The following is a 12,702-nucleotide window of genomic DNA, read 5'->3' as shown; positions in this document are numbered from 1 at the left end:
GGACCTGTTGGAATAGAAGAAATTATGGAAAAATGAATATCGTGAAGAAAATTACTATTAAAATTTCAATCTTAAAAATGAATTTATACATGACTCTATAGAAAATGAACATAAATAAACAGGGAAAATAACTAGGAGGAATTTAAAATGTCGGATTGGTCTCAATTAGATAAAGAATATATGATGCCTACTTACTGTCGTACGAAGGTTGCGATAGAAAGAGGAGAAGGATGCAAGCTTTATGATGTGGATGGTAAAGAGTATGTAGACTTATTTTCTGGTGTCGGAGTGAATGTATTAGGATATAATCACCCGAAAATCGTGCAAACGACAATGGAGCAAGTTACAAAATCGTTGCATCTGCCGTTTCATTTTTTAAACCCAATTGCGATTGAATATGCAAAGAAATTAGTTGATTGCTCTTTAAAAAACGGAAAGGTCTTTTTTACAAACTCAGGTACGGAAGCAACAGAAACAACGTTGAAATTAATTGATAAATATAGAGCTAATATGGGTGAAGAGCGTGAAGGAATTGTAGTGCTGAAAAATAGTTTCCACGGGCGAACATTAGGAGCACTTCATTTTACGAGACAAGAAAATGTATATCAAAATTTCCCTAAAACATCGATTCCGGTTTATGAAGTAGAGCGCGAGAATATAGAGCAATTAGAAGAAATAATTGTTAAAGAAAATCCAATTGCGATTATGCTAGAGCCGGTTTTAGGAAGCGGGGGTATTTATCCTTTATCAGGTGAATATTTACATGGTGTTCAAAACTTATGTGAGAAATATAATGTACTACTTATCGTTGATGAAGTACAAAGTGGTATGGGGAGAACTGGTAAACTATTTGCTTATCAAAATTTTAATATTACACCAGATATTATTCAAATTGGTAAAGGGGCAGGGGGCGGGATACCGCTAGGTGGAATCATTGTAGGTGAAAAGTTATGTGATGTATTTGCACCAGGAGATCACGGCACAACATTCGCTCATTCATCAATGGGAACGGCTTTAGGGCTAACAGTATTAAACACATTGATTGACGATGGTCTAATGCAAGAAGCGTATGAAACGTCACTATATTTAAATGATAAATTGCAAGAAATTCAGAAAGAAAATGCGTATTATATTGGGGAAGTACGTCATGCTGGCATGATGTTTGGAATTAGTTTAAATGATACGAATGAAAATGTGAAGAAATTACAGGTAGAGCTAATGGAGAATGGGATGTTAGTTGATGTTACACAAGGGAACATCATTCGTTTACTTCCTCCATATATAATTACTAAAGAAGAAATTGATGTATTTGTTAAGGAGTTTATCTCTTGTATGCATAGTTTAGCAGCTACAAGTGTTTAAAAACTTTAATGAAAAAGTACCTTTTTTCTATTCAAATAGGAAGAAAATAAGGGTGAAAAAAATAAATTTAAAAATTAAAATAAAAAGCTGAAAAAGGTACTCATATAGCGCCTTCTTCAGCTTTTTATTTTTAACAAATTACTTAACCTAGGGAGCATCTCATTGGACAAATAATTAATTATGTGAAACAATAATAACAGATAAGGAGACATTAATTTTCCTTAAGTGCTTCGAATTAATTTTATTCAATAAGAGAAGGTGTGCTTAAAGAAGTTAAATTAAATAAGGAGCTGTTTTATTATATGCAACAAAATAATGATTTAAATTTTGAACCTCAAGACGTTAATATTGTCAATCCTAAACAAGCCAGGAAAGCAGTAATTGCTACTGGTATAGGGAATGCAATGGAGTGGTTTGACTTCGGATTATACGCGTATTTAGCGGTTATCTTAAGTCAATTATTCTTCTCAGGTGTTGATAATAGTGGATTGCAACTTGTACTTACATTCGGTACATTTGCAGCAGCCTTTCTCGTTCGACCAATCGGAGGTGTATTCTTTGGTAGAATAGGAGATAAGTACGGCCGAAAAATCGTGTTAAGTACTACTATTATTTTAATGGCACTTTCTACATTATTCATCGCATTACTACCAACCTATGAACAAATTGGTGTATGGGCACCAATACTACTTTTAGTTGCCCGAATGATTCAAGGCTTCTCTACAGGCGGCGAATATTCAGGTGCAATGGTTTATATCGCAGAATCTTCTCCAGATAAAAAGCGTGGTATACTCGGTAGTGGTCTTGAAATTGGAACACTCTCAGGTTACATTGCTGCATCGGTAATTGTTACCATTTTGACGTTATTGTTAACAGATGAACAAATGCTCAGCTGGGGCTGGCGTATTCCTTTCTTAATAGCTGCACCAATTGGTTTGGTCGGTTTATATTTACGCCGTCATTTAGATGAATCTCCCATCTTTGAAGAGATGGAAAAAGCACAAGAGGAATCTGAAGACAACGAACAATTTTCATTTATGGATATATTAAAATATCACAAAAAAGACTTCTTATTAAGCACAGTAATTGTCGCCTTCTTTAATATTACGAACTATATGATTCTTTCGTATATTCCTTCTTATCTAACTCAAGTACTTAAAGTCAAAGAAACAACTGGCTTATTAATTATTTCTATTACGATGGCACTTATGATTCCACTAGCACTATATTTCGGTAAATTAAGTGATAAAATTGGTAATAAACGCGTCGTGCAAATTGGTTTACTCGGTTTAACAGTATTTGCAATTCCAGCATTTTTACTAATAGGTAACGGACATATTGCAGCTATATTTGCAGGTATTTTCATTTTAGGATTCTTCCTAAGCGTATATGAAGGAACATTACCTTCATTATTACCATCACTATTTTTCACTGATGTACGTTATCGAGCACTTTCGATCTCCTTTAATATTTCTGTATCGATATTCGGTGGTACAACGCCGCTCGTATGTTCATACTTAGTTCATGCAACCGGTAACCCGCTTGCACCAGCATTTTATTTAGCAGGTGTTAGTGTTATTGGATTAGTCGTATTTAGTGTATTATTCGTTACAACATCAGGACGTGCGCTAAAAGGTTCATATCCTACAGTAGAATCGAAAAAAGAAGCACACCAAATTGCTAAAGAAGACCCTGAAGAAACACTTTGGTGGCATGAAGAGTCATTAGAAATTGAAGCAGGGAAAAACGCTTCAATTTAAAAAGTAACGTAGAAGTATAGAAAGACTCCTATGAAAATAGGAGTCTTTTTGTTATGTTATTTCATTCTTTTCTTCAAACTCTTCTGATACACATAAAGCTTATGAACCTCTTCCTTAAATTCCTGAAGTAGCATCATATTCTCACCATTAGAATAACGCACTGTATTATAAGCATCTATAATAATATGACTCTCAATATTTACATCTTCTTCACTATTTATTCTATCTAACCATGCCTCAATAGTTTCTCCTCGATTTCTATTTAAAGGGGGAGTTAACTTACTTTCAAGCTTAAAAATCTCTTTTCTAATTTCGTTATGTGGCGGTTTGTTTCGTTTCAAACGTTTTTGGCTCATTCCTTCTTTATCAGTGATAATAGTAGATTCGAAGGCAGGCATATTTGGTAAACTAAATTGTTTTCGTCTTTTTATTATTTTCCAAACGACGTAAATAGCAATAGTTGTACATACTATAATTGTAATGCTATTTATGAGAGTTGGATCAAAATCACGCTGTCCAAATTCCTCCTTAATTTGAGGGTCTTTTAGATTTCCTTTATTCGACCAAAAATCGTCTGTCTCTTTTGATTCAGCTGCTGAAAATAACGGATTGATCGCATATCCGAATCCTAATGCAACTACTTGGACAATATAAGAAAAAATAAGACGTACATAAGGAAATACTAGAATAAGTAAAGCACTAAATGTTCCAATTGTAATAATAGAAGTAAAACGTAATAACTGTTGATTACGATTGGAACCTGTTAACCAAAATGCAATCATAATGTGTAAGACTAATAGTAACAATTTCCATAATGGTGGAAAAGGTGCATAAAATATAGCTGAAAAGACGAACCATACAATACCACCTAATGACTTTTGAACTGGATATCCAGGACCGACTACATGTACGATAAAGAAGAAAAGCGGTAACATAATTGTGCCAAATAGAGAGAAAGGGAGAAAGATTGAGCAACCGATTATTTGAGTAATTAACAGTATGACAAATCCTGTTGTTCTTTTCTTCATAAATTTATTAATAAGAAATACACCCATATAGCCTATTGCTAAAAATATAGCAATAGCAATAAGTTCATCCCTTTCTGTTAATAACGAAAGGAGGAGCAGCAGAATAAAGTCATGAACGTGATAGAGCCAAGTTTTCAAGCTTTTCCACCATCCCTTCGTTATTAATGAGAAACGTAGGCTGAGGGTGAAGAGGGAGTTCGTTTCTTTGTAAACCAATATATATCATTGTAGAAGATCGTTCCCTTTTTCTCTCTACGTAGTGAAGGAATCCTTGTTTTGGAAGTAACGTACTATCATCTGAAATACGCGCTAATTCCTCTAAAGATATTCCGTAATGTGTGTGTCCGTCATTTAATGGTAAGTGCAGAGGACCACCTTCAGCTAGTACACTAATAAATAATTCAAATGGTATTTGATGCTTCGTTGCGTATTGGCAAATGTATGTTGCAAATGATATAAGATCTTCTATATTATCCTTCCAACCAAATCCGCGATCAGCAGCTAAAGAAAGACAGATCGTCCAACTATAATTTTTTACAGGTTCATATTGCTTTGCATGTAATGCCTGCATTTTAGCAGATGCTTTCCAATGAATAGAACGGAAAGACTCACGTTCATATCGTTTAACGCCGATAATAGATGTTTCATCATTGTAAAAAGAAAAATTCGTTCGATAAGATCCCGTTAAAAGTTGCTGAAGTTCTTGCAAACCTGCCACTTCTTTTGGAGAAGGGTACACAATAATTTCAGTCCGTAATTTATCAAAAATGGGTAAATGTACAGTTAAAAGATGAAAAGGATCTTTCAAAACGCATTCGAATTGTTCAATTTGAAATACACCACGCTTCGTTGCGGTTAATGTTAAATCCCATTTTTGCGCCGAATGAGCAGGTTGTGAAAACGGGAAAGAGAATAGTGTTTTTGATATTTGTTCAATTCCTTGATCTTTTTGTGGTAGTAGTGACGGATTTAAATGAAAATAACAAACACCGTTAACGAGTGGTATATTTGCACCATTTTTTAAATGAATAAAAAACTGTCCAGATTCATTAGGGAATAACCGAGTTATTTGTTTCTCGTTTATTACTTGAAACCTTTTCTCTATATAAGCGACATATTTATAAATGAAAATCGCAAATAAATAATAGAAGAAAAAGAGAAACATAATAATTCGTTGCGGCATAAAAAATGTAAATAGTATAGCGCCTGGGACAGTTAATTGAATAATATGAAGTTGGAAAAATAACGGTACAGTTACAACGCGCTGTCCATTCATGCTTGCTCAATCTCCACTGGTACGTCAATTTCTTTTAAAATTCTTTGCATAATTTCATTTTTTGTCGTACGTAATGCGCCTTCCATTGATAGGACGATACGGTGATTCCAAACATAAGGAACTAAAAATTGTATATCTTCAGGCGTACAATATTCTCTGCCGCGTAAAAAGGCTAACGCCTGTACTGCGCGCACTAAAGCAAGTGTGGCACGTGGACTTACACCGTTAGCGATGTAATCATGATTTCTTGTAGCATGAGCAAGTTTAATAATGTAATGTTCTAACGGCTCTGATACGAAAATTTCTTTTACTCGTTTCTGTGCCTCTAAAATGTTTTCTAAAGAAATAACAGATTTGACGCTTTCTAACGGTACATCGCTACGAAAACGTCGCATCATTTGTAGTTCATCCTCTGGAGATGGATAACCAATTGAAATTGTCATTAAAAAACGATCAAGCTGTGCATCTGGTAGAGGAAACGTTCCTTGTGATTCAATTGGATTTTGCGTCGCAATAACAAAGAACGGTTTCGGAAGAGGAGTAGATTGCTTTTCAAGCGTTACTTGTCGTTCTTCCATCGATTCTAATAAGCTAGACTGTGTTCTAGGCATAGCGCGGTTAATTTCATCTGCAAGCAAAATATTGGTCATAACTGGTCCAAGTCTTAACTCGAATTCACTCGTTTTCGGATTGAAATATTCAATACCTGTTACATCACTCGGAAGTACATCCGGTGTAAATTGGACGCGAGAAAACTTACCACCAATACTTTTAGAAAGTGTTTTCGCAAGTAACGTTTTCCCCGTACCAGGCACATCCTCAAGCAGTACATGTCCATCAGCAAGCAATGAAACGAGTAATAAATCAATAACATTTTCTTTACCGACAAAAACTGATCCTATGTTTTCTTTCAATGTATTTATCATATGTATCATTCCTTTCAAAATAAAAACGGATATTTCTATATTTTAACAAATTATTCAGAAAATTGATATGATTTTTTAATTCGAAGAAATAAATATCCAATTATTAAATTATACTTGCATATTTTGGAATGTAGTTATACAATATCGATATACGATGTATCGTTAGTCGATATATCACAAGGCGATGTATCGGAGGTGGTTATAATGAATACGAAAGCGAAAAAATATATTCCGTTAACAGAGGCGACATATTACATATTGTTATCACTAGTGAAACCAATGCACGGATACGGAATTATGCAAATGGTAGAAGAAATGACAAATGGGGAAGTAAAGCTCGGTCCAGGTACTTTATACGGGAATACGACAAAGTTACTAAAAGAGAAGTTAATAGTTGAAGTGGCTTCTACAGATAGAAAAAAGTGCTATGAATTAACTCCGTTTGGGAGAGAAGTGTTGGAGCTAGAGTACAACAGATTACAGCGTTCGGTTAAAAATGGGAATAGTATATTAGGGGAGTGAATGGAAGATGGAGACAAAAAGGGTATTCAAATTTTTTACGGCATGGAATTTAGAAAAAGAAGAAGCTTTTTTACGAAATATGCATCAACAAGGTTGGGCATTACAAAAATACAATTTAATGTATACGTTTAAGAAAACTGAGCCAAAAGATGTAATATATAAAGCTGATTTTAGATTGGTTTATAGGGATTCAAAAGAACAACAACAAGAGTACTTCGAAATATACGAAATGTCAGGTTGGGAACGCGTAACAAGTTTCACGAGATGGAATTATTTTTGTAAAGAAGTAGAAGAGGTAAATGAATTGCCTGATATTTACTCAGAAAAGGAGACGAGAGTACAAAAACTAAATGAGTTATTGCTATTCCTTGTTATTATTTCAGCAAGTATATTACCGTCAATGTACAATCTATTTATAAGCCCGATGGAATCAAGAGTGCCAATATGGGCGAAAGCTATGACGGGTCTTACAGGTTGTATGTGGATATACTTCTTTATAAGACTCACTTGGAAAATTAAGAAATTAAAAAGTGAAATATTATAATAATAAGCAAAGTTAAAAAGAAGTTGATTTTGTAGGGCGAATTATCGGGATCAACTTCTTTTTTCTCTATATTATTGTGTTTTTGTTCACTCTTTTTTATATAATAAAAAATTATATAAAGGCGCAAAAATAACTGTTACGAAGAACCACACCCGAAATTAATAAATGAAGTAAAAAAGATTTATATCGAAGATCAAAAAATAAAAAATGACTAAAAAGGCGTGGGGTGTAACTTATAATAAGGAAGAAAAACATTTTTGATTAACATATTAAATGGAAAACCCCCTACAAAAATTCCATAGGGGGGAATAAAAATGTTTAAGAAAAAGACTGATTTTGCGCAGGTTTAATAAATTGTTCCGGGTTTTCAACAAGTCCGCATACAGCGCATTGGACTCTGTATGTTGGTCCTTGATAGGACATATGAAAAGCATTCATCGTTTCATTTGTGTATTCTTCTTCTACTTGACCAGTTTGTGGATTTAACTTGACTGGTTTTACTTGTTGCTCAAGAATATTAAAGCGAGTACGGTTCGTTTTACAGCTTGGACATAGCATTGGTTCCATATGTATACACCTCCATTTGTAGCATTTCTTAAACATATTAATTTTATGCAAGCAAAAAAACTTTCTCAATATAAATGGGCATTTAAAGTATTTAAAATTCAGAAAAAATAAAATATAATAAGGGTACGAACTGGTTATGTCCAAACCAAATCTCCTGTTTTATGCCAATAAGCTGGGGGGCCGAGAAATCGGCCTCATTTTTTTGTGCTCATTACTATAGGAAACAAGGTTTTTATGAGACTTTTGTCGAAATTTTAGGGATAGATATAAGGGGGGATGTAAAATGAATATAAAAATGAAGTATATCATTTTATACGTAGAAAGGTTTGAGGAATGTCTAAGATTCTATAAAGATGTATTACAGTTACCTATAAAAGCAGAGCATGGTACATATATTGAGTTTAATACTGGTTCTACAATTTTAGCGATGAACACGAGGCAAGATGTGAAAGAATTAACAGGACTACCACTTACAGTAGGCGAGTTACAATCTTCTCATTTTGAATTGGGGTTCGTTGTTGATCATGTACAAGAAACAATCGAACAATTTAGAGAGCAAGGAATTAAGATTTTAGTTGAACCAATTGTGAAACCATGGGGACAAACAATTGCATACATTGCCGATCCAGATGGAAATTATATTGAAATTTGCAGTTCATTAGAATAGAAGGAGAAAAAGAGATGGGGTTTCCGAAACTAGAAACAGAACGTTTATTATTAAGAGAACTAACACTGTTAGATGCAGAAACGATGTTCCGTTATTTTTCGAAAGAATCTGTTATACGTTATTTCGGAATGGATTCTTTCGAAAATATTGAGCAAGCGAAAACAACAATTCAAACGTTTAAAAATCGTTATGAAGAGGGAACAGTATTTCGCTGGGGAATTGAGAAAAAGGGCACGGGCCAATTAATCGGAACGTGCGGATTTCATTTAATAAATAATCATCATAAGCGAGCTGAAATTGGTTATGAATTAGACGATACATATTGGGGACAAGGGTATGCAACGGAAGCATTACAGGCAATTTTAACTTACGGATTTGAAACGCTGCAACTGATAAGAATTGCAGCTGTTGTATATGTAGAAAATAAAGCTTCTCAAAAATTATTAAGTAAAGCTGGGTTTCAAGAAGAAGGATTACTTCGAAAACATATGATTCAAAATGAAGTTGCTCATGATACGATTTTATATTCTTTATTAAAAGAAGAGTGGAAGAAATAATGAGTACAAATGAGCTTATAAATATAATGAAGAAACATAAAGAAAATAGGTTCATTCTAGGTATAGATGGTTTAAGTCGATCTGGTAAAACGACATTCGTTGCAAATTTAAAAGAAAACATGAAACAAGAAGGTATTCCGTTCCATATTTTTCATATTGATGATCATATAGTAGAACGTAATAAACGGTATCATACTGGCTATGAAGAATGGTATGAGTATTATTATTTACAATGGGATATTGCATACTTGCAGAAGAAGTTTTTTCAAAAGTTACAAACTGAAACAAAACTGACATTACCGTTCTATTATGATGGGATAGACTCAAGTGAAATGAAAAAAGTACAGATCCCTATAGTAGGTGTAATCGTAATTGAAGGTGTTTTTTTACAGCGAAAAGAATGGAGAGATTTCTTTCATTATATGGTGTACTTGGATTGTCCAAGAGAGACAAGATTTCTGCGCGAGAGTGAGGAAACGCAGAAAAACCTTTCAAAGTTTGAGAATAGGTATTGGAAAGCAGAGGATTATTACTTAGAAACGGAATTGCCGAAGGAACGGGCGAATTTAATTATAGAATGATTAGAAAATAGAAGGTGAACAGAATGAATATTTTATGGGATTTTGATGGGACGTTATTTGATACGTATCCTGCATATACAATGATGCTATCTGAAATATTGGGTGATAGTGTAGATGAACAAGAAATATACAAAAACTTAAAAATATCATACTCTCATGCAATTCAGCATTATAATATTTCATGCGAACAGGAAGAAAAGATTAAAATTTTGAAGGGGGAATTCACTCCAAGAGATATGAAACCTTTTGCAGGTGTCGAAGAGATTTTGAAATATGCGGATAAAAATGTGATTATGACCCATAAACATAGGGCGGGAGTTATGGAAATTTTAGAATATTACAGCTGGGACAAATACTTCGTAGACATGGTTACAATTGACGATGGTTTCCCCCGAAAACCGAATGCTTTATCTTATAATCATCTGCATAAAAAGCACAATATTGATCTAGCTATTGGTGATAGAGAATTAGATTTATTACCTGCAAAAGAATTAGGTATTCCAACATGTATGTTTCAAGGGAATTGTGATGTAGCGGATTATTCTTTATCGCATTACTCGGAATTTTTTAAGGTAGTAATTGATAAAGAGGTTATTTTATAAATGAATGAAATAAAACCTCTACTTTTTGCTTGAAAGTAGAGGTTATTTTCTATGCTTTATAAAAACGATAGAAAATTAATACTTTCAAATATTTAGAAGGGGATCGGTATAACGATTTGAATTATATATTTATAGATAAATCTATAAATAAAAAGATTTCTATAAAGCGAGTGATCACATGAGTATTTTCATTTTAGAAGATGATGTCATACAAGCACAGCAAATGAAACGGCTAGTTGAAGAGATTTGCGAGAAATATATGTTGCCTTTTGATTTTATAGAGGTGACTAGTAAAAGTGAAAACATTATTACCAACATTCCTAAGGCGAAGTATGTTCCAATCTATTTTTTAGATATAGAGATTAAAAGAGAAGAGCGTAAAGGATTACAAGTGGCACAAGAGATACGAAAGTATGATACGCAAGGGATTATTGTGTTTGTAACGACGCATTCTGAATTTGCACCTATTTCGTATCAATACATGGTATCAGCTTTAACATTTATTGATAAAGGGTTGCCATATGAAGAGAGGCGTAACGTTTTTGAACAATGTTTACTCCAATATGAAGCGCGTAATAAGCATATCATTCCGTCCGATGACTTTATCGTTGAAAACAGTAATGCGACTGTGCGGGTTCCTTTTCATGAAGTTGAATATGTTATGACCGATGAACCACACCGTTTAGCGTTAGTGACGTTAGATCGTATCGTTTATTATTATGGAACATTAAAGGAGATTGAAATAATAGATGAACGTTTATTTCGCTGTCATCAATCATATATCGTGAATACGAAGCAATTGTCTTTTTACGATGCGAAGCAAAAAATGATAGTTTTAAAAAGCGGGAAACGTATTCCGGTATCACGTCGTTTAGTGAGTAAAGTACGAAACATGTTAAAGGGTGAGATGTAATGTATATTTATGATTTATTTGCAATACTGCTTACTAGTATAAGCCATACGTTTTTATACATTCAATTAATCCGGTACAATAGATTGTCAGTTAGAATGTTAATAGCTTTAAGTGCGGTATTCATTATTTTACTTGCTATTGTCGTAACAGTAACGAGATATCCAGAATTGAATAGTACCATTGTGTTGTTTCTAATAAGTTTAGGATTAATGCAAAATGAATTGAAATTTAAGCATAATGTATATTTTGCACTAGTGAGTATGGTGATAATAACGTTAGTGAAAATGTTGCTATTTGATTTAGGAATGAAAATCTTTATGTTAACGCCATTCAATTTATATTTATGGACAGGTAGCTTGATTCATCTTACCGTATCGACACTTACTTTTATCGGTATTTTTGTAGCTCGCAAAAGAATCCAAAAAATTGCTCAATATATAGTAGGTAGTCCGCTATACTATGTAACTTATATATTATTAATTGCCGGATTTATTATTGAACTAATCTTAACTCAGCCATCTTCTGCGTTATTAGCACAATTAAATCAACAATACAGTGAAGTAAGTTATATTTCAGCGATTATTATATTTTTATTATTACTAATCATGGTGTTAATAAGCTCACACTTATCGAAAGAAAAGTTACAAGAAGAACACGAGAAACGTTTAGATAAAGAGTTATTAGATTATGTAGAGAAATTAGAGGATATGCACGATGAGCTTGCTAGTTTCCGTCATGATTATATGAATGTATTACTATCGTTAGAGGAGGGCATACGTACAAAAAATGTGAAAGAAATTGAGCAAGTGTATTATGACGTGATAGCTCCTACATTAAAAACAATAAATGATCATGAACTTGATATTGCGAAATTATCTCGCATACATATTCCTGAAGTGAGAAGTGTATTAAGGGCGAAAGTTAGCACTGCCCAGCACCAACAAATAAAAGTAATGCTCGATATACCAGAGAACATCGAAAGTGTTTCGATGACGATCATTTCATTTATTCGCATCATTTCAGTTTTAGTAGACAATGCAATTGAAGAAGCAGTACATAGTGAGGAAAAGATGTTGCAAATCGCATTCTTTGAAATGGATTCCCGACAATATTTTATCGCGCGTAATAGTTCAAAGAGTGAAGCGATTGATTTGCAAAAAATTTATGAGAAAAACCATTCAAGTAAAGACGGAGCTCGAGGATATGGGTTATTTTCGTTAAAACGGATTATGAATAAAACAAATAACGCGACGTTAGAGACAACTTATGTAAGTCCTTATTTCACACAAACACTCATATTAAAAGAGATGAAATGACCATCTATGATGAAAATGAAACCGAATAGGAAAGAACTACATACTTCCTTTACTCGTTTTTATACACTTCAAGTAAGAGGT

14 protein-coding genes are annotated in these 12,702 nt (G+C 33.5%); 10 read left to right on the top strand and 4 right to left on the bottom strand.

From position 1 onward, the window contains the following. The first annotated feature begins 147 nt into the window (after positions 1 to 147). On the top strand, positions 148 to 1,362 hold the full coding sequence (locus FOT98_RS20155; protein ID WP_063259433.1) for an aspartate aminotransferase family protein: 1,215 nt from the start codon (positions 148 to 150) through the stop codon (positions 1,360 to 1,362). Positions 1,363 to 1,664: 302 nt separating this feature from the next. Next, on the top strand, positions 1,665 to 3,122 hold the full coding sequence (locus FOT98_RS20150; protein ID WP_001186929.1) for an MFS transporter: 1,458 nt from the start codon (positions 1,665 to 1,667) through the stop codon (positions 3,120 to 3,122). Positions 3,123 to 3,178: 56 nt separating this feature from the next. Here the strand turns inward: FOT98_RS20150 and FOT98_RS20145 are convergent, their stop codons facing one another. The 3 genes from FOT98_RS20145 to FOT98_RS20135 are packed head-to-tail and all read right to left on the bottom strand — an operon-like array spanning position 3,179 to position 6,352. Then, positions 3,179 to 4,288: a DUF4018 domain-containing protein gene (locus tag FOT98_RS20145; RefSeq protein ID WP_063259434.1), complete on the bottom strand. Its 1,110-nt coding sequence runs from the start codon at positions 4,286 to 4,288 to the stop codon at positions 3,179 to 3,181. Beyond that, positions 4,260 to 5,426 (bottom strand): DUF58 domain-containing protein, encoded by a 1,167-nt coding sequence (locus FOT98_RS20140; protein ID WP_063259435.1) that lies wholly within the window; start codon positions 5,424 to 5,426, stop codon positions 4,260 to 4,262. The genes FOT98_RS20145 and FOT98_RS20140 overlap by 29 nt, the downstream gene beginning before the upstream one ends. Next, positions 5,423 to 6,352 (bottom strand): AAA family ATPase, encoded by a 930-nt coding sequence (locus FOT98_RS20135; protein ID WP_063259436.1) that lies wholly within the window; start codon positions 6,350 to 6,352, stop codon positions 5,423 to 5,425. The genes FOT98_RS20140 and FOT98_RS20135 overlap by 4 nt, the downstream gene beginning before the upstream one ends. A gap of 204 nt (positions 6,353 to 6,556) precedes the next feature. Here FOT98_RS20135 and FOT98_RS20130 point away from each other — a divergent pair, with 204 nt between their 5' ends. Next, a complete protein-coding gene (locus FOT98_RS20130; RefSeq protein WP_048565484.1) occupies positions 6,557 to 6,874 on the top strand; it encodes a PadR family transcriptional regulator in 318 nt (105 codons plus the stop codon). A gap of 7 nt (positions 6,875 to 6,881) precedes the next feature. Further along, positions 6,882 to 7,418, top strand: coding sequence for a DUF2812 domain-containing protein (locus FOT98_RS20125; RefSeq protein WP_063259437.1), 537 nt, complete (start codon positions 6,882 to 6,884; stop codon positions 7,416 to 7,418). Positions 7,419 to 7,736: 318 nt separating this feature from the next. Here the strand turns inward: FOT98_RS20125 and FOT98_RS20120 are convergent, their stop codons facing one another. Then, the gene (locus FOT98_RS20120; RefSeq protein ID WP_048547666.1) at positions 7,737 to 7,985 is read right to left on the bottom strand and encodes a hypothetical protein; all 249 of its coding nucleotides are present in this window, start codon (positions 7,983 to 7,985) and stop codon (positions 7,737 to 7,739) included. A gap of 283 nt (positions 7,986 to 8,268) precedes the next feature. Here FOT98_RS20120 and FOT98_RS20115 point away from each other — a divergent pair, with 283 nt between their 5' ends. The 6 genes from FOT98_RS20115 (at position 8,269) to FOT98_RS20090 (ending at position 12,621) form a co-directional block, all read left to right on the top strand. Then, the gene (locus FOT98_RS20115; protein ID WP_063259438.1) at positions 8,269 to 8,652 is read left to right on the top strand and encodes a VOC family protein; all 384 of its coding nucleotides are present in this window, start codon (positions 8,269 to 8,271) and stop codon (positions 8,650 to 8,652) included. 14 nt (positions 8,653 to 8,666) lie between these two features. Beyond that, a complete protein-coding gene (locus FOT98_RS20110) occupies positions 8,667 to 9,209 on the top strand; it encodes a GNAT family N-acetyltransferase (protein WP_061676896.1) in 543 nt (180 codons plus the stop codon). Beyond that, a complete protein-coding gene (locus tag FOT98_RS20105; RefSeq protein ID WP_088029913.1) occupies positions 9,209 to 9,790 on the top strand; it encodes a kinase in 582 nt (193 codons plus the stop codon). The genes FOT98_RS20110 and FOT98_RS20105 overlap by 1 nt, the downstream gene beginning before the upstream one ends. A 23-nt stretch (positions 9,791 to 9,813) precedes the next feature. Then, positions 9,814 to 10,392: an HAD-IA family hydrolase gene (locus tag FOT98_RS20100; protein ID WP_063259440.1), complete on the top strand. Its 579-nt coding sequence runs from the start codon at positions 9,814 to 9,816 to the stop codon at positions 10,390 to 10,392. A gap of 178 nt (positions 10,393 to 10,570) precedes the next feature. Further along, positions 10,571 to 11,305 carry a LytR/AlgR family response regulator transcription factor gene (locus tag FOT98_RS20095; protein WP_063259441.1) on the top strand — a complete coding sequence of 245 codons (735 nt, stop codon included), beginning with the start codon at positions 10,571 to 10,573 and terminating at the stop codon, positions 11,303 to 11,305. Next, the gene (locus FOT98_RS20090; protein WP_063259442.1) at positions 11,305 to 12,621 is read left to right on the top strand and encodes a GHKL domain-containing protein; all 1,317 of its coding nucleotides are present in this window, start codon (positions 11,305 to 11,307) and stop codon (positions 12,619 to 12,621) included. Before FOT98_RS20095 ends, FOT98_RS20090 begins: the two co-directional genes overlap by 1 nt. Positions 12,622 to 12,702: the final 81 nt, after the last annotated feature.

Origin of the sequence: Bacillus sp. HY001 (genome assembly GCF_007558965.1) — a bacterium.
GTDB lineage: Bacteria > Bacillota > Bacilli > Bacillales > Bacillaceae_G > Bacillus_A > Bacillus_A mobilis.
This window is presented reverse-complemented; position numbering and strand designations above follow the sequence as displayed.